The sequence below is a fragment of the Nocardiopsis sp. B62 genome (assembly GCF_018070675.1).
Lineage (GTDB): Bacteria > Actinomycetota > Actinomycetes > Streptosporangiales > Streptosporangiaceae > Nocardiopsis > Nocardiopsis prasina.
In genome coordinates, this window is record NZ_JAGPXK010000015.1 from 48,041 (window position 1) to 73,498 (window position 25,458).

General features: G+C 72.7%; 17 protein-coding genes. 6 read left to right on the plus strand and 11 right to left on the minus strand.

Annotation, left to right across the window (positions count from 1 at the left end):
- Positions 1–18: 18 nt before the first annotated feature.
- The 6 genes from KBX21_RS17120 to KBX21_RS17145 all read right to left on the minus strand — a co-directional run bounded on the left by KBX21_RS17120 (position 19) and on the right by KBX21_RS17145 (position 11,067).
- The gene (locus tag KBX21_RS17120) at positions 19–1,761 is read right to left on the minus strand and encodes a glycosyltransferase family 2 protein (RefSeq protein ID WP_049579502.1); all 1,743 of its coding nucleotides are present in this window, start codon (positions 1,759–1,761) and stop codon (positions 19–21) included.
- Positions 1,758–3,758 carry a glycosyltransferase family A protein gene (locus KBX21_RS17125; protein WP_210842509.1) on the minus strand — a complete coding sequence of 667 codons (2,001 nt, stop codon included), beginning with the start codon at positions 3,756–3,758 and terminating at the stop codon, positions 1,758–1,760. Before KBX21_RS17125 ends, KBX21_RS17120 begins: the two co-directional genes overlap by 4 nt.
- Before the next feature lie 164 nt (positions 3,759–3,922).
- A complete protein-coding gene (locus KBX21_RS17130; RefSeq protein ID WP_199776682.1) occupies positions 3,923–5,599 on the minus strand; it encodes a glycosyltransferase family 2 protein in 1,677 nt (558 codons plus the stop codon).
- Positions 5,596–7,635 carry a glycosyl transferase family 2 gene (locus tag KBX21_RS17135; RefSeq protein WP_210842510.1) on the minus strand — a complete coding sequence of 680 codons (2,040 nt, stop codon included), beginning with the start codon at positions 7,633–7,635 and terminating at the stop codon, positions 5,596–5,598. Before KBX21_RS17135 ends, KBX21_RS17130 begins: the two co-directional genes overlap by 4 nt.
- 80 nt (positions 7,636–7,715) lie before the next feature.
- Entirely contained in the window at positions 7,716–8,750 is a 1,035-nt protein-coding gene (locus KBX21_RS17140) for a class I SAM-dependent methyltransferase (RefSeq protein ID WP_210842511.1), read from the minus strand.
- Positions 8,751–8,994: 244 nt separating this feature from the next.
- On the minus strand, positions 8,995–11,067 hold the full coding sequence (locus KBX21_RS17145; RefSeq protein WP_210842512.1) for an acyltransferase family protein: 2,073 nt from the start codon (positions 11,065–11,067) through the stop codon (positions 8,995–8,997).
- 515 nt (positions 11,068–11,582) lie between these two features.
- Here KBX21_RS17145 and KBX21_RS17150 point away from each other — a divergent pair.
- Positions 11,583–12,197, plus strand: a complete 615-nt coding sequence (locus KBX21_RS17150; protein ID WP_017543865.1) for a superoxide dismutase — start codon at positions 11,583–11,585, stop codon at positions 12,195–12,197.
- 98 nt (positions 12,198–12,295) lie between these two features.
- On the opposite strand, the gene KBX21_RS17155 is transcribed toward KBX21_RS17150, so the two are convergent.
- Positions 12,296–13,771, minus strand: a complete 1,476-nt coding sequence (locus KBX21_RS17155) for a PLP-dependent aminotransferase family protein (RefSeq protein ID WP_082206739.1) — start codon at positions 13,769–13,771, stop codon at positions 12,296–12,298.
- Positions 13,772–13,960: 189 nt separating this feature from the next.
- On the opposite strand from KBX21_RS17155, the gene KBX21_RS17160 reads away from it, so the two are divergent.
- On the plus strand, positions 13,961–14,386 hold the full coding sequence (locus KBX21_RS17160; protein ID WP_307869226.1) for a DUF3291 domain-containing protein: 426 nt from the start codon (positions 13,961–13,963) through the stop codon (positions 14,384–14,386).
- 132 nt (positions 14,387–14,518) lie between these two features.
- On the opposite strand, the gene fabI is transcribed toward KBX21_RS17160, so the two are convergent.
- From fabI to KBX21_RS17175, 3 genes are all read right to left on the minus strand, one after another.
- A complete protein-coding gene (gene fabI / locus KBX21_RS17165) occupies positions 14,519–15,316 on the minus strand; it encodes an enoyl-ACP reductase FabI (protein WP_017543862.1) in 798 nt (265 codons plus the stop codon).
- A gap of 172 nt (positions 15,317–15,488) precedes the next feature.
- A complete protein-coding gene (gene bioD / locus KBX21_RS17170; protein ID WP_210842513.1) occupies positions 15,489–16,193 on the minus strand; it encodes a dethiobiotin synthase in 705 nt (234 codons plus the stop codon).
- Positions 16,190–17,590, minus strand: coding sequence for an adenosylmethionine--8-amino-7-oxononanoate transaminase (locus KBX21_RS17175; RefSeq protein WP_210842514.1), 1,401 nt, complete (start codon positions 17,588–17,590; stop codon positions 16,190–16,192). Before KBX21_RS17175 ends, bioD begins: the two co-directional genes overlap by 4 nt.
- Positions 17,591–17,924: 334 nt before the next feature.
- Between KBX21_RS17175 and KBX21_RS17180 the strand changes: the two genes are divergently transcribed.
- Positions 17,925–19,178 carry an 8-amino-7-oxononanoate synthase gene (locus KBX21_RS17180; RefSeq protein ID WP_210842515.1) on the plus strand — a complete coding sequence of 418 codons (1,254 nt, stop codon included), beginning with the start codon at positions 17,925–17,927 and terminating at the stop codon, positions 19,176–19,178.
- A 75-nt stretch (positions 19,179–19,253) separates the two neighbouring features.
- Positions 19,254–20,693 (plus strand): SGNH/GDSL hydrolase family protein, encoded by a 1,440-nt coding sequence (locus KBX21_RS17185; protein ID WP_210842516.1) that lies wholly within the window; start codon positions 19,254–19,256, stop codon positions 20,691–20,693.
- A 102-nt stretch (positions 20,694–20,795) separates the two neighbouring features.
- On the opposite strand, the gene rocD is transcribed toward KBX21_RS17185, so the two are convergent.
- A complete protein-coding gene (rocD, locus tag KBX21_RS17190) occupies positions 20,796–22,070 on the minus strand; it encodes an ornithine--oxo-acid transaminase (protein ID WP_049578049.1) in 1,275 nt (424 codons plus the stop codon).
- 376 nt (positions 22,071–22,446) lie between these two features.
- Here rocD and KBX21_RS17195 point away from each other — a divergent pair, with 376 nt between their 5' ends.
- The gene (locus KBX21_RS17195) at positions 22,447–24,147 is read left to right on the plus strand and encodes an acyl-CoA synthetase (protein WP_210842517.1); all 1,701 of its coding nucleotides are present in this window, start codon (positions 22,447–22,449) and stop codon (positions 24,145–24,147) included.
- Positions 24,148–24,502: 355 nt separating this feature from the next.
- Positions 24,503–25,432 (plus strand): DUF368 domain-containing protein, encoded by a 930-nt coding sequence (locus KBX21_RS17200; RefSeq protein ID WP_049578078.1) that lies wholly within the window; start codon positions 24,503–24,505, stop codon positions 25,430–25,432.
- The last annotated feature ends 26 nt before the right edge of the window (positions 25,433–25,458 follow it).

Here is a 25,458-nt window from a genome sequence, read left to right on the forward strand (position 1 = left end):
CCCGCGCTCCCGGACGTCCTAACGGACCATGCGGCGCAGGGCCCGGCGGACCAGGCCCGGGGTGAACCAGCGCAGCTTGCGTTCGGCCCGCTCCGCCCTGCGGCGCATGCGGTCCGCCCGGGCCCGGGTCTGTTCCAGTTCGGCCTGGAGCAGGGCCACGTCCTGTGGGTCGGCCTCCTCCTGCCGCGCGGCCGCCGGGGACTCCAGTCGGGCCTCCTCGTCGTCCGTCGCGAGGACCAGGTCCGTCGCGGGCATCCAGTGAATGCCGTGGACCTCCTCCACCAGGCGGTCCAGGTCCCGGCCGGTCACCTCGGGGTCGAGGTGGCGGGCGCGGGCGAAGGCGGCGGTCCGCTCCAGGCGCAGCATCCCCTCCTGCGCCGTGAGGGCACCCGGCATGGGCGCGCAGAGCAGTCCCACCGCCCGGGTGTCACAGGCGTGGACCATCTCCGCCAGCGCCTTGGGGTACGGTTCGGCACCGGCCTCCAGGTACAGGCGGTAGGGCACGCGGGGGTCCGTACTCGGCTCGCTCTCGACGAACCGCACGCGCGGGTCGCCCCGGAAGGTCTCGTGGGCCAGCCTCAGGTCGAGGATCTCCTCCTCCAACGGGGAGCGGCGCTCCTCGTCCAGTGCGCCCCACGGGCCCACCATCCACAGGCGCAGGTCCGGGGTGGTCCCGGAGAGGAGCGCCCTGGCGGTGGTGTCGATCTCCTCCAGGGTGCGGTCCGCCGCGTCCAGCACGACGTCGACCAGCGGCACCTCCCACTGGCGCTCGGGCTGCTTGCGCCGCAGGTGGAAGTCGGGCACCCGGTTGGCCACGTAGGGCTTCCGGTAGCGGGTCCCGGCGTCCCTCTTCTCCTGCATCTGCGAGCGCCCCAGGTGCCAGCTGCTGGTCTCCGTGTCCGGAACGAAGAAGGCTCCCCGTTGGGCCACCCGGTGGCCGAACTCGCTGTCCCCGCCCAGGATCATCCCCGGGTCCAGGCCGCCCGCCGCGTCGAACAGGCTCCGGTGCAGCGATCCGGTCGCCCCGACGAACACCTTGAAGGCCTCGTGGTGGGCGGAGCGCAGCCGGTCGTGCCGGTCGATGAACCGCTCCACCCAGTGCGGATCAGCGCCCTCCAGGTCGAAGAGCAGCTCGGCGCGGCCAGCGGCGACCTCGTCCCGGACGTGCTCCGGGGTCATCGCGGCCGGGTCGAAGTCCACGAACATCTTGTGGCCCATGACCACCGCGTAGTCCACCACGTGGTGCCAGCGCATCTGGGACTCCACGTGCTCGCGGTAGACGAGCATGTCCGCGTCCAGACGCAGGACCACCTGCCCGGACGAGTCGGCGACCCCGGTGTTGACGGCGTGCGCCGAACCCCAGCCGCCGGGGTCGGAGGTGATGAGGCGCGTGTGCTCCGGGCGCACCTCGGGCAGCGCGAGCGGAACGGGCGAACCGTCGTCCACCACGACCACCTCCATGAGGTGCGCCGGGTAACTCTGCGCGGCCAGCGAGGCCAGCACCAGCGCGAGCTTCTCGGGCTGGCCGTGCGCCGGGATCACCACGCTCACCGACAGCGTCGGCGTCCACTCCCCCAGCGGGGGCGGGTCCAGGCGCGCGTAGTCGTTGCGGAACACCAGGGGCTGTCGCGGGGACGCCGCGAGCCGCCCGGTGTCCTCCCCTCCCTGGAGCTGCCCCTGTTCCGGGACCACCCCGACCCGTACCCGGGTGTCGGCCCGCTCCCCTGACTGGCGTTCCGAGACGTTGTCCGCACTGGTCACGACTGTCCTCCCGTGTACTCGGTGGTCCGGAGCAGTGTCCGTGCCGCGCCCGGGTCCGGCTGGCCCAGCGGGGCGGGCGCCCCCTCCAACAGCGCGCTCGGCCGCCAGCCGGACCACTGCCGGGTGCTCCTGCGAAGGAAGTAGCCCATGTCGGCACCCCAGGTGTGGCCCTGCCCGGCGCGGCGCAGCAGGTAGCCGAGGCCGTGGGTGCGATAGATCCGCCCGCTGTCGCGGCGCACCGCCAGCAGCAGCTGGCTGTCGATCGCCCTGGGCAGGGGACGGAACCCGCCGACGTCGCGCAGAACGGAGCGGTCGATGACGATCGTGCTGCCCACCACGTCCGGCGAGGGCTTCTCGGTCTGGTAGCTCCGCCACACGGTGAGGTCGAGTTCCTCCAGGTACACGAGGTCCTGGGTGACACCGACCAGGTCGGCACAGGCGTAGGTGCGCGCCATCAGCATGTCGGCGAGGTGTTCGGGGCCGTACCAGTCGTCGTCGTCCCACTTGGCGATCACGCTGCCGGACGTGCGGTCCACGGCGTCGTTGAGGACCGCGCCGAACACCTGGTCCGCCGGGGCCTCGTGAACGGTGATCGGCCTGCCGGTGGCCGCGAAGTCCGCCACGGCCGCGCGGACCTCGGGCAGTTCCGCGGAGAAGCCGTGCAGAGCCAGAACCAGCTCGAACCGCACCCCGCGCTGCCGGGCCACCTGGGCGAGGGCGAACCCCACCAGTTCGGGCCGCCGGGTGCACAGCATCACCGACACCAGGGGTTCGGGCGGTACCGGCACCCCCGCCCGCGCGGCCAGGGCGCGCCAACGGGCCAGCTGGCCGTGGGTACGCAGGGCGGCGCGCCGCAGCCGGACGCTGTGCTCCTCCCGGCTGAGGGGGTCGGCCAGCGCCGTCGCGTCCAGGCTGGTGAGCACGGTGGTGAGCTCCGGCCCGAGCCCGGCCGCCCACTCGGGAGCGGGTCCGCTGACCACGGGGATCCCTCCGGCGGCCAGGGCGACGACCGCCCGGACGACGGCGACCGGGTTCGTGTGCCCGGACCAGTCCACACGCACACCGCGCAGGTAGCGGGCGCGGCCGATGTCGAGGTCGGTGAGCGTGCCGTCCTCTGGGACGGTGCTCAGTACCCGCTCGCCCTCGCGGATGACACAGCGCCCGCCGCGGGCCGACAGGTCGCCCATGGGGCCGCCCGCCTTCTTGGTGAAGCCGACGGGGTTCACGCTCTGCTCGTCGACGGGTGCCAGCGCGGTGACGGGGTCGGGTTCGCCGACCCGGGCCCCGGAGCTGGGCAGGTCGAGGTGTGGGACGACGCCGTCCTCCCACGGGGGAAGTTCTCCGTCAGCGGCACGGACCACGATGTCGGCCACGGGTGAGACCCGGCGCAGCGGCACGGGACCGGTCGCGCTGACCCCGGTGGCGGCGACGTCGCCCGGCCGCCACCGCGCCCCGCCCGCCCCGTGGACCCCCGCCAGGGGTGTGGCCCGTTGACCGCGCCGCCCGCCCGTGGTTCCGTGCAGGACGCAGTCGAGTGCCTGCCCTGTCTCGACGGAGTTGGGAAAGAACAGTTCGCAGGTCCAGCCGCGTTTTCCCAGACGGCGGACGCGCATCTCCAGGAGGTCGTTCCACTCGTCGATGCCCGGCGGACTCGGGACGAGTGGGCCGTGGTGCCCCGGCGTGTCGGCGACCACCACGACCAGGTGGACGGTGGGGGGAAGGGCGTTGACGGTGACGAGGCTGCGGCGCAGGTCGGTGAGGCTGGCTGCGACCACCGCGACGAGCCCGACCGCCTCGGGCTGGCCGTCTCCGCCCACCCCGGCGACCTCGATCGGTTCCCCGAGGGGATGCGTGTCGAGGTCGACCGTCCGGTCGTCGGGGCGCAACCGCAGGCCGGAAAGCGCCTTCAGGGTCGACTCGTGGTCCCCGGTGTGGCAGAGGACCGCCGCTTCGTCGCCGCGTGCGCGCAACGCCTGGCGTAGGACTGAGCTGATCATCGGCGACCCCGGGGTTCGGAGTGGGTGGAGGTGCGAACCGGTCCTGTCCGGTCACACCGCCCACCCTAGCCACTGGGGTTACACACGGTGACTTACCGTCACGGCGTGTCTGTCACGTGGACAGAACCACCCCGGCCCCGGGCCGCCACCCCGGTCAGCCGCCGCTAGCGGGCCAGCTTGCGCAGTACCCTCCGGGTCAGTCCGGGGGTGAACCAGCGCAGCTTGCGTTCGGCCCGCTCCGCCCTGGCCCGGAGGCGGTCGGCTTCCGCCAGGGCACGGTCCAACCGTCTCTGGATGACCTCCGGTCTCTCCTTGGGGGTGTCCTCGGCCCCGGGGCAGACCACGAAGCCCTCCCCCGGAATCCAGTGCGTCCCGTGGGTCAGCTCCACCACCCGGTCCAGATCCGTGCCGGTCGCCTCCGGTTCCAGATGCAGGGCGCGGGCATAGGCGGAGGCGCGTTCGAGGCGCAGGACCCCGTCGCCCCGGGTGGCGCCGGGCAGGGGCGCGCAGAGCAGTCCGGCGCCCTCCCTATCGATCTCCTTGACGAGGTCGCGCAGGGCGTCGGCGGCAGGGACGGCTCCGGCCCCCACGGTCAGGCGGAAGGTGACACGCGGATCGCGGGCGGGGGCGGTCCCGACGAACCGCACTCGGGGATCGCCCCGGAAGGTCTCCTGGACCAGGCGCGTGTCCAGGGCCTCCTCGTCGAGGGGGGATCGTCGCCCGTCGTCCAGTGAGTCCCAGGGGCCCACCATCCACAGGCGCAGGTCCGGGGTGGTCCCGGACAGCAGGGCCGACGCGGTGGCCTCGACCTCCTCCAAGGTGTGCCCCGTCGTGTTCAGCACGACGTCGACCAGCGGCACCTCCCACTGGCGTTCGGGGAGCTTGCGCCGCAGGTGGAAGTCGGGGACGCGGTTGGACACGTACGGCATCCGGTAGCGGGTGCCCGCGTCGCGCCGGGTCTGCATCTGGGAGCGGCCCAGGTGCCAGCTGCTGGTGTCCAGGTCCGGGACGAAGACCGCGCCCCGCTGGGCCACCCGGTAGGCGAACTCGGTGTCGCCGCCCAGGATGAGGGCGGCGTCCAGTCCACCCGCCGCGTCGAACAGGGTCCGGTGCAGCGATCCGGTGGCGCCGATGAAGACCTTGTAGGACAGGCGTCCGGCGGTGCGCAGCCGGTCGTTCCTGTTGATCAGACGTTCCACCCAGTGCGGGTCGGCGGTCTCCCGGTCGAAGAGGGCCTCGGCGCGTCCGGCGGCCACCTCGTCGCGCACGTGCTCCGGGGTCATCGCGGCCGGGTCGAAGTCCACGAACATCTTGTGGCCGAGGGCGACCCCGTAGTCGATCTGGTGGTGCCAGCGCATCTGGGACTCCACGTGCTCGCGGTAGACGAGCATGTCGGCGTCCAGGCGCAGCACGACCTGCCCGGAGGAGGAGGCGACTCCGGTGTTGACGGCGTGCGCCGAACCCCAGCCGCCGGGCGCCGAGGTGACCAGCCGGGTGTTCTCCGGGCGCACCCGCGGCAGGGCGAGGGGTTCGGGTGAGCCGTCGTCCACCACGACCACCTCCATGAGGTGCGCCGGGTAGCTCTGGGCCGCCAGCGAGGCCAGCACCAGCGCGAGCTTCTCGGGCTGGCCGTGCGCCGGGATCACCACGCTCACCGACAGCGTGGGCGTCCACTCCCCCAGCGGCGGCGGGGTCAGCGGGGCGTAGTCGTTGCGGCGCAGCCGGGGCTGGCCGCCGAAGTCCACCGCGCCTCGCGGGAGCGGCTGCCCGGGGACGGTCTCCGGGCCCGTGGCGGGGACCGGATCCACGGCCGGGACGGTGTGTTCTTCGGTACTGGTCAAGGGTGTCCCCCCGTGTGCTGTGTGGTCACGGCCGGGCTTGCGGCTTCGGCGCCGCTCCCCAGAGGAGCGGGCTGGCCCTCGAGGAGGGAGCTGGGACGCCAGCCGGACCACTGTCGGGCGTAGTTGTGCAGGAAGTAGGCCATGTCCTCGGACCAGGTGTGTCCGCCGCCGGTGCGGCGCAGCACGTAGCCCAGCCCGTGGGTGCGGTGGACGCGGCCACCGCCCCGGGTGACGGCGATGAGCAGCTGGGTGTCGATGGCGCGGGGCAGCGGGCGGAACCCACCGGTCTCCTCCAGCACCACGCGGTCGGTGAGGATGGTGCCCCCGGCGATGAACCGGGTGGAGGTCTCGGACTCCCGGCTGCGCCAGACCGTGAGGTCGATCTCCTGGAGGAAGACGAAGTCCTGGCCGGCGCCGACCAGCTCCGCCCCGGAGTAGGTGCGGGCCAGGAGCAGGTCGGCGAGGTGTTCGGGGCCGTACCAGTCGTCGTCGTCCCACTTGGCGATGAGGTCGCCGGAGGCCCGGGCGACGGAGTCGTTGAGCACGGCGCCGAAGACCCGGTCGGCGGGTGCCTCGTGGACAACCAGGGGCAGGCCGGTGGACCGGTGGGCGTCGATCGCCGCGCGCACCTCGGGCAGCGACGCCGGGAATCCGTGCAGGGTGAGTACAGTCTCCGCCTCCACACCGCGCTGCCGGGCGATCTGGGCGAGGGCGAACCCCACCATGTCGGGGCGGCGGGTGCACAGGATGACGGAGACCCGGGGGACCGGGGGCACGGGCACCCCCGCCTCGGCCGCGAGCGCGCGCCAACGCGAGCGCAGGCCGTGGGTGTACAGGGCCGCACGGCGCAGGCGCACGCTGTGCTCCTCGCGGGCCAGGCGGTCGGACAGGTCGGCGTCGGTCGCGGTGTCGAGCAGCGCGGTGAGCGGGGCACCGAGCCCGGCGGCCCAGGTGGGGACCGGTCCGCTGACCAGCGGGACGCCACCGGCGGCGAGGGAGGCCACGGCACGCACGGCGGCGTGGGGTCCGCTGTGACCGGACCAGTCCACCCGAACGCCGCGCAGGTGGCGCAGCCGGGACAGGTCCACGTCCGTGACCGTCCCGTCCGGGGCGACCGTGACCAGTTCCTTGCGGCCATCGGCGATGACGGCGCGGTCGCCGCGCAGGGTGAGGTCGGCCAGCGGCCCCTTCTCGGCCTTGTTGAAGCCGGTGGGATTGACGGTGGACTCGTCGATGGGCGCGATCTGCTGGACGGGGTCCGCGCCGGGCCGGTCGGTGGCCAGGAGCGCGGCGCGGGCGGCCCGCTCGTGGCCGTCCGGGCCGGTCAGTGCCTCCCAGGAGTCGGTGCGGGTGGTGGTCCGGTCCAGGACGGGCACGGTCGCGTCGGTCCAGGCGGGCGGGGCGGCGGGGCCGTGAACGCGCAGGGCGAGGTCGCCCACCGGGGTGACCCGGCGCAGCGGGACCGGCCCCTCCTGCGCCACGCCGTGGGCGCCCGTGTCGCCGGGCCGCCACAGGGCGGCCTCGGCGCCGTTCAGGGCGGCCAGGGGTGTGACGGCCGGGCCCCGGCGTCGGCCCCGGGTGCCGTGGAGGACCGCGTCCAGGACCGGGGCGGACTCGATCGCGTTGGGGAAGAACAGCTCGCACACCCAGCCCCGGCTACCCACCCGACGCACCCGCAGTTCCTGGAGGTCGCGCCACTGGCCCATGCCGGGACCCACCGGGACCGGGGGCTCCTGGTGGCCCGGGGTGGCGACCAGTGCCACCACCACGTGCGCGGCGCGGGGCAGGTGGACGGCGGCCGTGAGGACCCGGTTGAGGTCGGTGGTGGTGGCGGCGACCACCCCCACCAGCCCCGCCACGCGGTCGTCGTCGAGGACGGGTTCGCCGAGGGGCCGGGCGTCCAGGTCCAGGAACACGTCGCCCGGTCCGGTGGACAGTCCGGCCAGTTCGGCCCGGGCGTCGGCGCCGGTGTGGCAGAGCACTGCCGGTTCCCTGCCACGAGCGCGCAGGGCGTTCCGAAGGACGGTGGTGATCATCGGGTGGCCTTCGAGGTCGGGCGGCGGCTGGGGGCTGGCCGCCGGGCGGTGTCGGGAGCGGGGTGGGTCACCGCGTCGGGTCAGGGGATCCGACGGGTGAACACGTGGGCGCCCTTCTCCGAGGGCTCCTCCGTGCGGCGCAGGCCGAACTCGGCGACCCAGCGGTCCCCCAGCGCGCGCTCGTCGGGCCGGTCGGCGTCATCCAGGACGACCACGGCGTCGTCGGTGCAGTGCGGCAGCAGCGCCGGGACCGCCGGGTACCTGGCCTGCACCCCGGTGGCCTGGGGCGGCCCGTCCACGAACAGCAGGCCGACACGGTCCAGGCCGGTCAGGCGGGAGAGGTCGTACCAGAGGGGCTGGGACGCGACCGGACCGTCGGGTTCGGCCCCGGCCAGCTCGGGCTTGACCTCGGTGAGCGGTGCGTGGCGGACCTCCACGACGTCGTCGAGGCCGTGCGCCGCGACCAGGTCCCGGCTGAGCTCCGCGTACCGCTCCTCGTGCTCGATCGCGACCAGGCGTCCGGTTCCCACCCGGCGCAGCGCGTAGCCGATCCACACGCTGGAGGCGCCGCTGCCGCACTCGACCACGAGTTCGGGGCGGTGGCGGTCGATCAGCCGGACGAGCAGGCGCAGAACGTCCGGTGACGCGGCCCAGCCGCGCAGCGCGGGCATGAAGGGGGCGACGTCCAGGTACTCGCGCAGCTCGGACCAGGCGACCTGCTGCTCGTAGTCGTGTCGGCCCTGGACGGTGACGGCCCGCTGGATCTCCCTGCTGGCCCTGGGCAGGGCGTGGTCCTGGATCCGGGCCAGCCGCTCGCCCACCCCGCCGAGGGAGCGGGTGATCTCCAGGCGGTCCTGGCCGAGCACCTCGGTGACCCTCCGGGTGTGACCGTCGACGGAGACGGCCAGGGTGCGCATCGAGCGCCGGAGCGTCCACAGGCCCGTGCCGAGCGCGCACACCAGCCCGCCGAGCAGGAGCACGGCGGTGGCGATCACGGCCTCCGCCCAGCTCAGTACGGCCAGGACCCCGAGTACCGACGGGAGGGCGAGCACGGTCAGGCCGAGGACGGCACCGATCGCGAGGAGGGGTTTGGCTCGGCGGCGGAGCGTGCGCAAGGGGGTCCTCCACGGGGGTCGCGTGGCAGCGGGAATCGGGGAAGATCCGGGCTTTATAGAGAAAGTCCCGGACACTTTCGACACTAACTCCTCAAAGCGCCCTCGGAGTTGTTCGCCGGGGAAATCGAAACCCGGAGGGGAATCAATTCCCCCGGCGTTCACCAACGCATCACCGTTGTTTCACGTCCGGACACTTCTGCGTCCGGACCCACGCGAAATCACCTCGCCGTCACCCGGCCCCGGGTCACCAGCCGGTGGCCGTAGCGAGGGCCTCCTCCATCGCCGGGCCGAGCGTGCGCGCGTAGGTCGCGGTGACGTGTGAGTGGTCCCAGAACACCAGGATGTTGCCGACCACCGCGTCGCATCGGCCGTCGGGGCACACCTGGTCGGTGAGGTCCATCAGGGTGACGTTGGGCGGCAGCTCGACCAGGGTGGCGGGGTCCACCTCGTCCTGGCTGGCCGAGACCGCCGACACGCACTGGTCCACCGGACCCGCCTCCACGCACTCCGCGCCCCTGTAGGTCAGCCGGGGCAGGTCCCGCAGACCGATCACCTTGATCCCCAGCCCGTCCAGCCACTCCCACATCTCCAGGAATCCGTCGTGGACCCTCTCCGTGTCGAGTGTGGAACGGGTGGAGGAGGTCAGGACGGCGTCGGGGCGCAACTCCTCCAGTTCGGCCATCGCCTTGGCCTTCCACACCTCGCACTCGTCGAAGATCGCGCCGTCGCGGTGGTAGGTCTCGGTGCTGAACTGGCAACCGCTCTTGGTGAAGGAGACCAGCCGCCATCCCCGGGCGTCGGCGGCCGCCTGCACGGCCGGGTGCCAGTGGGCGACCCGCGAGGCGCCCACCATGGCGATGGTGCGCTCGGCGTCGGCGGGTCCGGTGTCGCAGACCACCAGTTCCTCCGAGGCGAGCGTGACGTGGCAGCCCTCCTGGTGGTGCCAGGACAGGTCCTGACGGGCGTCCGCCGGGTCCGGCCGGACCGGGACGTCGGCCAGGACCGCGGCCAGATCGGGATCCGCGACCACCCGGGCCCCGGGGTAGCTGTCGGCGTTGGCCAGTTCCTGGGCGCGCTCGGCCTGTTCCCGGTCGATGTGGCCGGTCCACAGCAGCGAGGCGGCCAGCACCGGAACGATCAGCGCCGCGGCGACCCCCGACGACCACGCGGGGGTGCGTCGGGCGACCGGGCGGGTGAAGCGGTCCAGGCCGCCCTCCACGAAGCGGTGGGTCAGCCAGGCCAGGAACAGGGAAGCCCCGAAGACGCCGAGGCCGCCGAGCGGTGTGGCCAGGGAACGCCCGGTGGCCTCCAGGTAGCAGACCAGGACCGGCCAGTGCCACAGGTAGAGGGAGTAGGAGAGCCTGCCGATCGCGGTGAGCGGTCCCCAGGTGAGCAGGCGGTCGGCGCCGTGCGGGCTGCCGGTGGTCCCGGCGAGGATCACCAACACGCCGGCACCGGTCGGCCACAGGGCGACGTAGCCGGGGAAGAGCGTGGACACCGAGAGGAGCAACCCGCAGGAGACCAGGGCGACCAGGCCGAACCACCCCAGGAACACCCGCAGGCGCAGCGGCAGCTTCACCCGGTGGACGACCAGGGCCAGGATCCCTCCCAGGGCCAGTTCCCAGAGGCGGGCGCCCGTGTCGAAGTAGGCCCAGGCCTGGTCGCGGGCGGTGACGGAGACCGAGTAGCTCAGGGACAGCGCGAACACCGCCGTGACCAGGGCCAGGACCGTCACACGGAACGGCAGCCGCAGCCGTGTGGCCGCCAACACCGCGAGGGTGACCAGGAGCGGCCACAGCAGGTAGAACTGCCCCTGGATGGACAGCGACCAGAAGTGCTGGACCGGACTGGGCGCCGCCTCCCTGGCCAGGTAGTCCACCGCCGCGTGGGCCAGGGCCCAGTTCTCGTGGTAGAGCGCGGCCGCGCGGACCTCGTCGAGGACGTCGCCCCAGCGGGAGCGGGGCAGCCACAGGTACGCCGCCGCCATGGTCGCCGCCAGGACCACCGCCATGGCGGGGACGAGGCGCCGGAACAGCCGGGCCCAGAAGGCCGCGAACCTGACGTGTCCCTCCCGTTCGACGCTCCGGACCAGGGAACCGGTGATCAGGAACCCGGTGAGCATCAGGAAGACGTCGACGCCTCCGGAGACCCGGCCGAGCCAGATGTGGTAGACGACCACCAGGAGGACGGCGACCGCGCGCAACCCCTCGATCTCGGGCCGGAACACACCGGCGCGGCCCTTGGCGCGCATGTCGTCGGGAAGGGACGGGAAGGAGGCGGCCCTCGCGGCGAGAGCCTTGGAAATGGACGTGTGCATGAGCGGCGGCGGCCTCGGAGTGCTAGGGAGACTGTGCGCCGAACGAGGCGTCTGAACGGGTTCCGTCACTCGAATTCGGCGCTGCATTTTCGCCGTTCCCGATGCCCGCCCGGTGAATGGCGGGCCAACTCCCGAACAACGTCCTCCGGCACACCCGTCGAGCGGGTCTCGGACAGCCCGGCCAGGTTAGGACGGTCGGATGCCGAACCCCGCCTCCGGCGCATTTCGGGAGGTTCATGAACAAGCGTGATGGTTTGTGCTTCGGGCGCGCGGGAAGGCTGGGGGAAGGCCTGAGCGGACGGGGGTGCGCCGGGCCCGTGTGTGTCGGCCCGGGCGGAGTCCGGGCCGTTCCACGGGACCTTCGGCGGTAGGCCCTCGGCGGCCGTTTATTCCCGGCGCCGAGTGTAAAGAGCCTGACATCGGGTGCTCGGCCGCCTGGCTGATAGCTTGCTGACTAGAGCGATCCCATCGCTGTAAGCCCGAAGATTCGCGTCATTTGGAAAGGTGCGTCAGAGATGTCTGCGCCATACTCGCTTCCCGAACTGCCCTACGACTACGCGGCCCTGGAGCCGTGGATCTCCGGTCAGATCATGGAGCTGCACCACGACAAGCACCACGCCAACTACGTCTCCGGCGCCAACACCGCGCTGGACAAGATGGCGGAAGCCCGTGAGGCCGGCGACTTCGGCACCGTGAACCTGCTCCAGAAGAACCTCGCGTTCAACCTGGGCGGCCACGTCAACCACTCGGTGTTCTGGAAGAACCTCTCCCCCGAGGGCGGCGACAAGCCCGAGGGCGAGCTGGGCGCGGCCATCGACGACCAGTTCGGTTCCTTCGACGCCTTCCGCGCGCACTTCAACGCCGCGGCCACCGGCATCCAGGGTTCGGGCTGGGCGATCCTGGCCTGGGACGCCCTGGGTCAGCGTCTGATCATCGAGCAGCTGTACGACCAGCAGGCCAACATCGCCATCGGCACGCAGCCGCTGCTCATGCTGGACATGTGGGAGCACGCCTTCTACCTCCAGTACAAGAACGTCAAGGGCGAGTACGTCAAGGCATTCTGGAACGTCGTCAACTGGGCCGACGTCCAGGAGCGCTTCGCCGAGGCCCGCAAGGTCCAGCTGGGCTAGTCATCCGTGCCCGCCGGTCGTCGACCGGTCGGGTGGGAACGGCGGAGGGCGGCACCGTGAGGTGCCGCCCTCGCTGCTGTCCGGGGTCCTCCAGCAGGTCAGACCACCAGGGCGTCGGGGTGGACCTGGACCGGCCCGTGCCGGTCCAGCTCTCGCCACGAGCGGACCAGGCGCCACACCAGTTCCTCCCGGGTGGCGCGGTCGTAGGCGAAGGGAAGCCGGAAGTACTCGTCGTGGCGGCCGTTCTCCGACGCCGACATCGCTGGTCCGGGGACCAGCTCCACACCGTGGGAGAGCGCGACCTGCGCGAAGGCGCGGGCACTGGTCCCGGGCAGGTGGACCCACAGTGCCGCGCCGCCCTCGGGGGTCCGCCACCGCCAGTCGGGCAGGTCCCGCCGCAGCAGGTGTTCCACGTGGGTCAGCGCCTCGCGGAGCTGGTCGGACCTCTCCTGGGCGAGCTGGGCGTACCGGTCGACCAGGCGTACGCCGACCGCCTGGTCGAGCAGAGGGCTCGCGAGGTCGGCCAGCACCTTGCGGCGGCTGAGCCGGAGCGCCATCTCGGCGGGGGCGCGCAGCCAGCCCAGGCGAAGACCCGCCCAACCCACCTTGGACAGGGAGTCGACGGTCACGACCTCCGCCCCGCGCGGGGCGTGGGCCGCCAGCGGCGCCGGCTCGTCGTCGGCCCGCAGCCCCGTGTACGCGCTGTCCTCCAGGATCGGCACCCCGTGGCGGGCCGACAGCTCCCCCAGTTCCCGACGGCGGGCCGCGGACATGAGTGTTCCGGTGGGGTTGTGGTACGAGGGCATCACGTAGAGCAGGTGCGGTGAGGTCTCCGCGAAGGCGCGGCGCACCCCGTTGGGGTCGATCCCCTGGTCATCCAGGGGGACGGGGTGGATCCGAGCGCCCCGGTCCCGGATGAGGTCGAGGCAGCCCGCGAAGCTGGGGTCCTCGGCCACCACCGGGGAACCCTGGCGCAGGTACAGCTGGGCGACCAGGGCGACGGCCTGGTGGGCGCCGGTGGTGACCACGATCTGGTCGGGGTGGGTGGGCAGGCCCTGCCGCTCGTAGTAGCGGGCGATCGCCTCGCGGAGGGCCGGGAGTCCGCGCGGGTGGTAGTTGCCCTCGGCCATGAGGGCGGGCAGGTCCTCGGCGGTGACCTCGCGGATGGCCCGTTCGACACCGGCCAGGCCGGGGGTGCGCAGGCACGAGGCGGAGATGAGGTTCTCGTCGGTGTGGAGGAGGTTGCGGTACACGGGGTTGCCGGTGCCGTTGGAGCTCCACCCGTCCGAGCGCACCGGCGCTCTCGACCCGCACACCCGGGTACCGCTGCCCTGACGACTCTCCAGGACCCCATCCGCTCGCAGGTGGTCGTAGGCGGAGACCACGGTGGTGCGGCTGACGCGCAGCGCGGAGGCCAGGCCGCGTTCGGAGGGCAGGCGCTCGCCGGGGACCAGGGTGCCCTGGTCGACCAGCCCGCGCAGGGCGTCGGACAACCGCCGGTGGAGGGCACCGTTCCCGGTGGACCAGGCGCCCAGGGAGTCCACCAGCTCGTCCGTGCGTCGAACAGGGTCCATTTTCGGCTCCATTGGCTCTCCTCGCTCACGCGTCGGACTTCGATACTGGCATCAGTTGCACCGAGTCCACCAGAGCCGGAGTGGACCTCGCTTCCGGGGTCCAGTGAGTCGGGAGGTCCCATGCGTACCCTCTTTCCCACCCAAACCGTCCACCGCACGGCCGCGCCCGTGAGAACCCGGAGGCACCGTGTGTCCCCGGCCCAGGGCGGGCGCGGTGCGGTCCTGGTGGAGTCCCGCACGCTGATCGGCGACCCCCGCCACCTGCCGGTGCTGGTCGCGGCGCTCCGCACCCTGGCCGAGGACCACTCGGGCCATCTCGGCGAGGTCCACTTCTCCGACGAGGGGACCGCCGTGCGCGTGGTGAACCGCTGGCGCTCCGCGGCCGACCTGCGCTCCTTCGTGGAGCGGGCCCACGACGACCTCCTCGTCCACCGGGCGGCGACCGGTCGTTTCCCCGAGGTGGAGCGGGCACTGTGGTGGTCCTGCTCCGCCACCGTGATCACGCCGGAGCAGGTCGAGGCGCGCACGGCCCACCTGCGCTCCCACGGCCCCGGGCCGCGGGCCTTCACCCTGGGCTCGCCGGTCCCCGCGCCCGAGCCGGACCCACGGGTCTGAGGGTGTCGGATGAGCGGTCGGGCCCGGGTGTGGGCCTTCGGGTCAGCCGAACCACCGACGAGACCGGGCCCGGCTGTCACGGTTGACGGCCGGGCCCGGTGATCCCTCCCGCGCGCCCCTCGTGGCGCGGGATCAGGCCGGGGTGGGGCCCGGGGTCGGAGCGAGCGGGGCGCCCATGGCGTGGTAGCCGCCGTCCACGTGCATGACCGTGCCGGTGACGGCGCGGGCGGCGGGCGACATCAGGAAGAGCGCGGGGCCCGCCACCACGGTGGTGTCCTTGGTGTCCCAGCCCAGCGGGGCGTGGCCCGACCAGGAGTCGGCGATCTGCGAGAAGCCCGGGATGGAACCGCCCGCGAGGGACTTGATCGGACCCGCGGAGATGGTGTTCACGCGGATGCCCTGCGGGCCCAGGTCGCGGGCGAGGTAGCGGGCGGAGTTCTCCAGGACCGCCTTGGCCGACCCCATCCAGTCGTAGACGGGCCAGGCGACGCTGGCGTCGAAGGTCAGGGAGACCACTCCGGCGCCCTCGGGCGCGTTGGCGAGGAGGTCGCGCAGGCCCACGGTGAGGGCGGCCAGCGAGTAGCCGGAGATGTGGATCGCCTTCGACACGTCCTCCCACTCGGTGTTGAGGAAGTTGCCGCCCAGGGCGGTCTCGGGCGCGAAGGCGATGGCGTGGAGCAGGCCGTCCACGTGGTCCCAGTGCTCACCGATCGCCTTGGCCGTGGCGGCGATCTGCGCGGGGTCGGTGACGTCCATGGGCAGGACCGCGACCGGCTCCTTGGGCAGCCGCTTGGCGATGCGCTCGCAGATGGAGAAGGCACGGCCGGGCGGGTTGGTCAGGATCACCTCGTGGCCCTGGTTCATGGCCTCCTCCGCGATCGCGTAGGCGATGGAGGACTGCGTGGTGATGCCGGTGATGAGCAGGTTCAAGGGGTCCCCTGGAAGGCGGTGTTCGGGCTGGCAGTGGCAACGTATCGGCGCGCGGCGGGGTGCGTCTGCCGTGGAACGGCACAAAGAATCGGCCGCGGCCTTGAAGGGGTCCGCCAGTGGAGGCGGCGGCGGGGCGGCTGCGGAGCGGCGCCGTACCGGTCCGCGCCGGGTCTCAGCGCCGCTCCAGCGGGGACCACGTGCCGCCGAGCCCCACGCCCAGGGATCGCCGGGCCACCGTGGTGAACGTGCCCGGGGCCAGGGCGCCCATGCCGGAGGGCAGGACGCCGGAGAGCGGTCCGGCCCCCATCTCGGGCAGGTCGGTGAGGTTGCAGCGCATGGCCAGGTCCGGATCGCGGGGCCAGGACCCCACCACGACCCCGGCGGGGACGAGTCCACGTGAACGCAGGGCCTCGGCGGTCAGGGCGGTCGCGTTGAGTGTGCCCAACCGGGGGTCGGCGACCAGCAGCACCGGGGCCGCCAGGAGTTCGGCCACGTCGGCCAGGGTCTCCCTGTCCTCGTTCAACCGGACCAGGAGCCCTCCGGCGCCCTCCACCAGCACGAGGTCGTGGCCGCGCGCGAGGTCGAGGGCGCGGTCAGCCACCTCCCAGGCAGCCGGGCCCACCCCTCCCGCGCGGGAGGCCGCCGTGGCGGGGGCGAGCGGTTCGGAGAAGCGGACCGTCTCGGCGGTCGTCGCCCCGGGGACCAGCCGCGCGACGGTGCGGGCGTCACCCTCCTCGTCGGGTCCCACCCCGGTCTGGACGGCCTTGAGCACGGCCACGCGGCGCCCCCGGGCCACCGCCAGTGCCGCGACGGCCGCCGTGGCCACGGTCTTGCCCACCTCGGTGCCGGTGCCGGTCACCACGAGAACGGACGTCACCGGTCCCCCTCCGTGTCAGTGCTCGCTCGCGAACCCGGGGGCTCGGCGCGCTCCTCGTCTTCGGGCCCCGGGGCCTCCTGCCCCAGTGAGGCCTCGGCCGCGGCGACCATCCCGGCGGCGATGTTCGCGACCTCCTCCTCCGTGCACACGTAGGGCGGCATCGCGTACACGTGCTGGCGGAAGGGGCGCAGCCACACCCCGGCAGAGACCGCCGCGCGAGTGGCCTCGCGCACGCGCACCGGACGGTCCAGTTCGACCACACCGATCGCGCCGAGCACCCGCACCTCCCGCACACCCGGCAGGCGCTCGGCCGGGGCCAGCCCCTCCCGGAGCCCGGCCCCGATCCGCGCCACGTCGCCCCGCCAGTCGCCCTCGGTGAGCAGTTCCACCGAGGCCAGCGCGGTGGCACAGGCGAGCGGGTTGCCCATGAACGTCGGCCCGTGCGCGAGCACCGGGACCTCTCCCCCGGCGATCCCCCGCGCCACCCGCCCCGTGCACAGGGTGGCGGCCAGGGTCATGTATCCGCCGGTGAGCGCCTTGCCCACGCACATGATGTCGGGGACCACCCTGGCGTGGTCGGCGGCGAACAACTCCCCGGTGCGCCCGAACCCGGTGGCGATCTCGTCGAACACGAGCAACAGCCCGTGCGCGTCCGCGATCCGTCGCAGTTCCCGCAGGTAGGCGGGGCTGTGGAACCGCATCCCGCCCGCGCCCTGGACGACGGGTTCGACGATGATCGCGGCCAGTTCCCCCGCGTGCTCCCGGGCCAGGTCCTCGAATCCGGCGACGTAGGCGGGGTCAGGCGGGGCGTCGAACCCCGCGGGCGGCTCGGGAGCGTGTACCTGACCGGGCAGGACGTCGCCCCACAGCGAGTGCATTCCGCCGTCGGGGTCGCACACGCTCATGGCGTGGAAGGTGTCGCCGTGGTAGCCGCCCCTCCAGGTGAGGAACCGGCGGCGGCCGGGGGAACCGGTGGACCGGTGGTACTGGAGGCACATCTTCATGGCGACCTCCACTGACACCGAACCGGAGTCGGAGAGGAAGACGTGGTCGAGGCCCTCGGGGGTGATCCGTACGAGCGTCTCGGCCAGCGCGGCGGCGGGCGCGTGGGTGAGCCCGCCGAACATCACGTGGCTGAACCGGTTCACCTGTGCGTGCACCGCCGCGTCCAGCCGCGGGTGGCGGTAGCCGTGGATGGACGACCACCAGGACGCCATGCCGTCAACGACCCGGTGGTGGCGGCCGTCCGACCACAGGTCCAGGTGGACGCCCCGGGCGCCGGTCACCACGTAGGGCGTCTCGGCGGCGGGCACCGTCGTGTACGGGTGCCACAGGTGCGTGCTGTCGGCGGCTCGGACCTGGGCGGGGTGGACCGTCTCGGTGCTGGTTCGCGACATGGTGACCCATTGTCGCGCCCGCGTGGGGACTGGCGCCCCGTACGAGTGAGCCAGGAATCCCCACCGAATCTTTGTGGGCTTTCACCGGTGACCGTGGAGCCGCGAACCGGCAGAGTCGTAGACGCCTCCCTGGCACCGCAAGGGACGGGTCGCCCCAGCGGGCTTGGCCGCCGCTGGGTCGACCCGCCAGGGCCCGCGTTGCCCGGACCGGCACCACGGCCACTTACCTCGCGCACAAGGCTTCTCCCCCGCCCCGTGTCCTCCCCGCCCCCTCACGCCCGGAGCCGCACCAGCCACCGCACCCACCACCGATCCCCGAGGAGCTCTCCTCCGCATGGAACGCCTCGACACCGCCACCCGCCCCACGCGCCGCCCATGGACCCTGCGCGCCACCAGTCCGCGTCCGGCCCCGGCGCCCCTGCCCGCGGGCCACCCCCTGGCCTGGTTGGACCGCGCCGCCGAGCGTCGGGCCAGCGCCGGGCTCACCCGTCGGACGGTGCCCCGCTCCTCATCGGACGACCTGCTGGACCTCGCGGGCAACGACTACCTCGGGCTCATGCGGCACCCCGCCGTGCTGGCGGCCGCCGCCGACGCCGTCCACACCTGGGGCGCGGGCGCCGGGGGTTCGCGTCTGGTCACCGGCGACACCGAACTCCACGCGGAGCTGGAACGCGAGCTGGCCGAGTTCCACGGGGCCGAGGCCGCCCTGGTGTTCTCCTCCGGGTACGCGGCCAACCTCGCGATGGTGGCGTCGCTCGTGGCCCCGGCCCCCGACGACGTCGAACCGCCGCTGGTGGTGTGCGACCAGTACAACCACGCCTCCCTCATCGACGCCACACGGCTGGCACGGGCGGCGGGGGCTCGCGTCGCGGTCTTCCGCCACCGCGACACCGACCACGCCGCCGAACTCCTCTCCGAGGGCCGGGGGCGGCGCCTGCTGCTCAGCGACACCGTGTTCTCCGTGGACGGCGACCTCACCGACGTCACCGCCCTGGCGGAGGCGGCGCGCGGTCACCAGGCGGCGCTGCTGCTGGACGACGCCCACGGGCTCGGTGTGCTCGGCCGGGGAGGACGCGGCGCCGTGGGCGGGACGGCGCTGGGCGCGGCCGACGACGTCGTGGTGTCGGTGACCCTGTCCAAGTCGCTCGGCGCCCAGGGCGGCGCGGTCCTGGGTTCTCGACGGGTGATCCGTCACCTCGTGGAGACGGCGCGGACCTTCGTGTTCGACACCGGTCTGGCCCCCGCCTCGGTGGGGGCGGCGCTGGCCGCCCTGCGCGTGCTGCGCGCCGAGCCCTGGCGGGCCGGGACCGTGCGGGCCCGTGCCCGTGAACTGGCCGAGGGCCTGCGCGAACGCGGGCTGGAGGTGAGCCAGCCGGACGCGGCCGTGGTGTCGGTTCTGGCCCGCTCCCCACAGGAGGCGCTGGCCTGGCGAACGGCCTGCCACGAGGCGGGTGTCCGAGTGGGCTGCTTCCGGCCGCCGTCGGTCCCGGACGGCCGGTCCCGGCTGCGTCTGACCACCCGCGCCACCCTGGACAAGACCGGTATCCGCCGTGTTCTCGACGTCATCGAGACAAACCGCCCCGGGTAGTCTGGCCTGTGGATCAGGGTGTGTCGGCCGAGCGCACCCCACTCGCCCCGCGACTCTGGGAGGCGGTAGTAGATCGTGTCAGCGCGTGATGGTGACCCCCGGGAGCCCCGGGAACCGGAGGGCCCGGAGGACCCCGCGAGGACCCCTGCCCACGGCAATCCCGTGACCGACTCCGAGTCGACCGGGCCCGAGAGCGTCGGCCCCGCGGCCGATCCCGAGTCGACCGATCCCGAGTCGACCGGCCCCGAGACGGCCGGGTCGGGGGCGACCGAGAGCGAGGAGAGCGGCCGGTACCGCCGACGCCGTCGTCGCCGCCGCGTCACCCTGGTCACCGTGTCCGTCCTGGTCCTGACCCTGGTGACGGTCCTGGCCGTGCCCACCAGCCGCGACGCCCTCATGCGCCTGTGGTGCGACACCACGAGCGGCGTGTGCCCCGGCGAACCCCTGCCTCCCATCACCGAGGACGAGGAGGAGGACTGGCGGGTCCGGTTGGAACCGGACGAGGCCGCGCTCTGGGGCAACTACGTCTCCCTGGGCGACTCCTACTCCTCCGGCGACGGTGCCGGAGAGTACGAGGAGGGCACGGCCGAACCCGGCGAGTGCTGGCGCTCCGAGCACGCCTACCCCAGGGTCATCGAGGAGGAGTTCTCCTTCGACGGCGCGCTGGGCTTCTACGCGTGCAGCAGCCACAAGGGCTCCGACATGCTCAGCCAGGTCGGCACCCCCGAGTCGCAGCTCGAACGCGTCACCGAACACACCTCGCTGGTCACGGTCGGGATCGGCGGCAACGACCTCGGTTTCATCCCCGTCCTGCGCACCTGCATCATGCGGATGCCGTTGTTGGAGCGGACCGCCTGCACGGACCAGGAGGACGAGGTCATCGAGCGGATGGACGCGTTCGAGGAGACGCTCACCGATGTGCTCGGCCAGATCCGCGACCGTGCCCCGGACGCCCGCGTGCTGGTCCTCGGATATCCCCGACTCTTCCCGGAGCAGCCGCCGGGCATGTACTACACGCTCTCGCAGAGCGACCAGCTGTGGCTGAACTCGGTGGCCCAGCGGTTCAACGACCGGATCAGGGACACCGCCTACCAGGTGGACGGCGACGTGTACGGGTCGCGACAGGTGGGCAGCGTCGAGTTCGTCAACGTCTTCACCGCGTTGAAGGGGCACGAGGTCAGCGAGGACGACGCATGGCTCAACGGGATCGTCCTCGGCCAGCTGGGTGAGGGCCTGCGCGTGGACCGGGCGAGCTTCCACCCCACGGCCCAGGGACAGCGCTCCATCGCCGAACGCGTGCGGCTCCAGATCGAGGAGGGGCCCGAACGGGTGCTGTACGCCTCCCGGGAGACCCTGGACAGGGTCGACGCCGACGTCCTGCACACCGAACTCGGCGGCCCCCTGGACCCGGTCAACGTCGTCCCCGACACCGACGAGACCGACGCGAACGAGGCCGACGCGAACGACGGCGAGGGGGACGGCAACGGTGCCGCCGAGGCCGGGGCCGGTTCCTGACCCTCGACCGACGCTGTCCGAACGCGGGGGTGCCCCGCCCCGGAGCGTTCCGGGGCGGGGCACCGCCGTTCCACCCTCACACGGGCGGGGGAACGGCCGCTGCTACCGCCGCTCCGCCCTGAGCTCGGCGAGGACCTCGCCGAACCGGTCCAGCCCCCAGTTGAGGTCGTCCTCGCTGATCACCAGCGGCGGAGACATCCGCACCGTCGAACCGTGGGTGTCCTTCACCAGCACACCGTGTTCGGCGAGCCGCTTGCACAGTTCCTTGCCCGAGGCCAGCGCGGGGTCGACGTCCACGCCCGCCCACAGGCCGATGCTGCGCGCCGACACCACACCCTCGCCGACGAACCCCTTCAGCCTGCGCCGGAGCACCTCGCCCAGCTTCCTGGCGTTCTCCAGGTAGGGACCCTCGGTCAGCATCCGGACGACCGTTTGGCCCACCGCCCCGGCGAGCGGGTTCCCACCGAAGGTGCTCCCGTGCTGCCCGGGCTGGATGACGCCGAGGACGTCCTCGTCCGCGACCATGGCCGACACCGGCAGGACTCCACCGCCGAGCGCCTTGCCGAACAGGTAGGCGTCCGGGACGACACCGGTGTGCTCGCAGGCTCGGATCGTGCCCGTGCGCCCGAGTCCCGACTGCACCTCGTCGGCGATGAACAGCACCCGGTTGGCGTCGCAGATCTCACGGATGCGGGGCAGGTAGTCGGGGGGCGGCACGATCACGCCCGCCTCGCCCTGCACCGGTTCGATGAGCACCGCCACCGTGGTCTCGTCGATGGCGTCCTCGACGGCCCGGGCGTCCCCGTAGGCCACTGAACGGAAGCCCGGCGTGTAGGGGCCGAAACCCGTCTTCGCCTCGGAGTCGGAGGAGAACGAGATGATCGTGGTGGTGCGGCCGTGGAAGTTGGCCCCGGCCACGACGATGGTCGCCTGGTTCTCCGGGACGCCCTTGACCTCGTAGCCCCACTTGCGGGCCACCTTGATGCCGGTCTCCACCGCCTCGGCACCGGTGTTCATCGGCAGGACCTTCTCCTTGCCGACCATGTCGGCGAGGGCGCTCACCCACGGGCCGAACTGGTCGTTGTAGAAGGCCCTGCTGGTCAGCGTCACCCTGTCGAGCTGGGCGTGCGCCGCCGCCAGGAGGTCCGGGTTGTGGTGGCCGAAGTTCATGGCCGAGTAGCCGGCCAGACAGTCGAGGTAACGCCTGCCCTCCACGTCGGTCACCCAGGCGCCTCGGCCCTCGGCGATCACGACGGGCAGGGGTGAGTAGTTGTGTGCGGACCTCGTCTGTGCGAGTTCGATGTGGTCCGCGCTGGAGAGTCCCTGTCCGCCGGGGTTTCCGGCGGAGTCCTGCTGTCCCAGATTCTGGGTGGTCATCTAAGTCGCTCCGATCACCATCGACCGATGTCAGACACTAGATACCCACCGTGGGGCCCTGTAGAGCCCCATGGCGGGATCTCCAAGAGTTGAGCAGATGATCCGGTGAGCCCACAAGGGGTGGTGAAGATCACCGGTCGGTGCCCGGGCCCGAAACCCCGCGGCCTCCCGGGCCGACACCCCCACTGAGCGGGAGCGGCCGGGCGGGGTCCGCTCCGGGGGTGACGGGGGACGGTTACGCAGGTGACGCGGTACACAGCCCCGACGGCGATCGGGTGAGGCCCCGACGGGTACGTTCGCTCGTAACCAGCCACAGCCGCCACGAGCGCCCCGCGCCGAGGACGGCCGTTCACGAACGTCAGGGAGGTCATCAGACGTGCCCCAACACGCGTCCCCGGACACCCCCTTCTCCCTTGCCAACCTGATGACGGCGGTGACCGACGCCGTCCCGGACCGGGTCGCGCTGGTCGCCGGACCCCGCCGCCTCACCTACCGCGCCCTGCTCGACCGTTCCACCCGGCTGGCCCGGCACCTGGTCACCACCGGTGTGCGCCCCGGGGAGAACGTCGCGATCCTGTCGTTCAACCGCGCGGAGTGGGTGGAGTCGTTCCTGGGCGTGCTGCGCGCGGGCGCGGTGCCGGTGAACGTCAACTACCGGTACGTGGCGGGCGAGCTCCGGCACGTGCTCTCGGACTCGCACGCGGTGGCGTTGATCGCCGAGGACTCCCTGGCCACGACTGTGGCGGCGGTCCGCTCAGACCTGCCGCGCCTTCGGCACGTGCTCCTGCTGGAGGACGGCGCGGAGCGCGACGCCTCGCTGGACGGCGCGGACTACGAGGAGGCGCTCGCCGCGCACGGCCCCGACTCCGAGCACGGCGCGGTGGAGTTGCCCGGGACCAGTGGTGACGACCACTACCTGCTGTACACCGGGGGCACCACCGGCTACCCCAAGGGCGTCCTGTGGCGCCAGGCGGACGTCTTCCGCGCCGCCGTGGAGCGGCGCGAACCGGGAGCCCCCCGCGCCGGGACCCCTCTGGACGTTGCCGGACGCGCCGCGCGCTGCTTCCCTCTGCGCATGCTCGTGCTGGGTCCGCTCATGCACGCGGCCGGGCAGTGGAACGCGCTGAGCATGCTGCTGTGCGGCAAGAGCGTGGTGCTGTCCACGGACCGCAGTTTCCGCGCGGACCGCGTGCTGGAGCTGGCGCACCGCGAGGGCGTGCACGCCGTTCAGCTGGTGGGCGACGCGATGGCCCGACCTCTGGCAAGGCACCTGCTCACCGAGCCGGACCTGTGTCCCGACCTCACTTCGGTGCGCTCCGGCGGAACCCCGCTCACCCCCTCGGTGCGCGGGCTGTGGCGGGCCTGGCGCGAGGACGTCGCCCTGGCCGACGCCTACGGCGGATCGGAGACGGGTGTGTGCGGTTCGGCCACCGCCCCCGACGAGCACACGAGCGTGGCGGACTCCACCGACCGGCGCAGTTTCACCATGGGTGGGAGCATCGCCGTGCTCGACGGCGCCCTGCGGCCGCTTCCGCCCGGGTCGGTCGAGGTCGGTCGGATCGCCCGGACCGGCCGGATCCCGCTGGGCTACTACAACGATCCGATCGCCACCGCGCGCACGTTCCCCACGGACGGTGAGGGGCGTCGCTGGGCACTGTCGGGTGACTACGGCACGCGGGCAGGCGACGGTTCCATCATGCTGTTGGGCAGGGGCAGCGTGGTGATCAACACCGCCGGGGAGAAGGTCTACCCCGAGGAGGTGGAGGCCGTGCTGAAGGCGCACCCCTCGGTGGAGGACGTGATCGTGGTGCCCGCCCCGGACGAGCGACTCGGGCAGAGGGTGACGGCGCTGGTGTCCCTGGCCTCCGGTTCCGCCCCGGACGAGGGTGCGCTGCGGGCGCACTGCCGGGTGCGTCTGGCCGGGTTCAAGGTGCCCCGGACCGTGCACTTCGTGGACCGCGTGCGGCGCACGGCGGTGGGCAAACAGGACTATCGCTGGGCCGCTTCGGTGGCCGGTGAGGACCCGTCCGCGCCCGCCGTTCCGAGCTCGCACCTGTCCGGTTCGCTCCGGAACTGATGCCGTGCTCCGCGGCCCCTTCGTCACGATCTGTTTTCGGACTAAGGACCGTGCGGGCTGATACCTGGCCAAAACCCCGGTTCTCGGGGCGCTCGGACGCCTTCACCCCGTCCGGCGCCGCTAGAATTGGCGCTGCCCGGCCCGGGGCCTGACGGCGCTCCTCCCCCATCGCACGGCCCGGGCGGCAAACATCCGCGCGGCCGGACATCGGACCGGTGGAGGTCGTCCCCGCGACCCGCGCGGTACAAGCACCCCTTTGACCCCGCCGGTCGAGCGCTCACGCGCGACCGGTGGCCCCATCAGGACGGAGGACGGCGCCCCCTCCCGGGAAGCTCCCGGGCCCGCGCCCGACAACATGGCCAAGTCAGTAGGCTCCTACATCTTCAACGCGGTGCGCGGCGGGGCCGTCGGCACCTCCGAGGCTCTGCCCGGCATCAGCGGCGGCACGGTCGCACTGATGGTCGGCCTCTACGACAAGCTGATCGGTGGCGCGGGCCACGTGGTCAGCGGCATCAAGCGCTACGTCACGGACGTGCCCCGGGGGCGTGGCAAGGAGCGGGCCCAGGAGCAGTTCCGCCAGGTGGACTGGAGCGTCCTCGTCCCCGCCCTCATCGGCATGGGCGTCGCACTCATCCTGGCCGCCATCTTCCTCGCCCCGCTGGTGGAGGTCTACGAGCAGTACGCCTACGCGCTGTTCTTCGGCCTGGTCCTGGCCTGCCTGTGGATCCCCTACACCGGTGCGGGCAAGAAGTGGAAGGCCTGGCACTACGGGGTCGCCCTCGTCTTCGCCGTGCTCGCCTTCCTGCTCACCGGACTGCCCGGCGCCAACCTGCCCACCCACCCGGTGATCGTCTTCTTCGCCGCGGCCGTCGCGATCTGCGCCCTGGTGCTGCCGGGCCTGTCGGGCTCGTTCATCCTGCTGACCCTGGGCCTGTACGAGCCGACCATGGCCGCCCTGCGCGGGGCCGACCTGCCCTACATCACGGTCTTCGTGCTCGGCATGATCACCGGCCTGGCCCTGTTCGTGAAGGTGCTCCAGTTCCTGCTGGAGAACCACCACCACATCACCCTCGTGGTGCTCACCGGTCTGATGGCCGGTTCGCTGCGTGCGCTGTGGCCGTGGCAGGACGAGAACCGCGACCTGCTTCCGATGACCGACGTCCCCGTGACGATCGCCTTCGCCGTCGGCGGCTTCGTGGTGGTCGTCGGCATGATCATCTGGGAGCAGCGCAAGCACGCCCAGCAGGCGCGGGTGGAGACCCACCACCACAACGTCACCGTCTGACCGCGCGCGGAGGGACGGTCCGCCCC

What these genes read in the sequence shown, in the direction of transcription:
- KBX21_RS17135 (WP_210842510.1), bottom strand. Translation starts at nt 7,635, where the DNA reads ATGATCACCACCGTCCTTCGGAACGCCCTGCGCGCTCGTGGCAGGGAA.
- KBX21_RS17180 (WP_210842515.1), top strand. Translation starts at nt 17,925, where the DNA reads ATGGAACGCCTCGACACCGCCACCCGCCCCACGCGCCGCCCATGGACC.
- rocD (WP_049578049.1), bottom strand. Translation starts at nt 22,070, where the DNA reads ATGACCACCCAGAATCTGGGACAGCAGGACTCCGCCGGAAACCCCGGC.
- KBX21_RS17200 (WP_049578078.1), top strand. Translation starts at nt 24,503, where the DNA reads ATGGCCAAGTCAGTAGGCTCCTACATCTTCAACGCGGTGCGCGGCGGG.
- KBX21_RS17125 (WP_210842509.1), bottom strand. Translation starts at nt 3,758, where the DNA reads ATGATCAGCTCAGTCCTACGCCAGGCGTTGCGCGCACGCGGCGACGAA.
- KBX21_RS17155 (WP_082206739.1), bottom strand. Translation starts at nt 13,771, where the DNA reads ATGGACCCTGTTCGACGCACGGACGAGCTGGTGGACTCCCTGGGCGCC.
- KBX21_RS17175 (WP_210842514.1), bottom strand. Translation starts at nt 17,590, where the DNA reads ATGTCGCGAACCAGCACCGAGACGGTCCACCCCGCCCAGGTCCGAGCC.
- KBX21_RS17145 (WP_210842512.1), bottom strand. Translation starts at nt 11,067, where the DNA reads ATGCACACGTCCATTTCCAAGGCTCTCGCCGCGAGGGCCGCCTCCTTC.
- KBX21_RS17150 (WP_017543865.1), top strand. Translation starts at nt 11,583, where the DNA reads ATGTCTGCGCCATACTCGCTTCCCGAACTGCCCTACGACTACGCGGCC.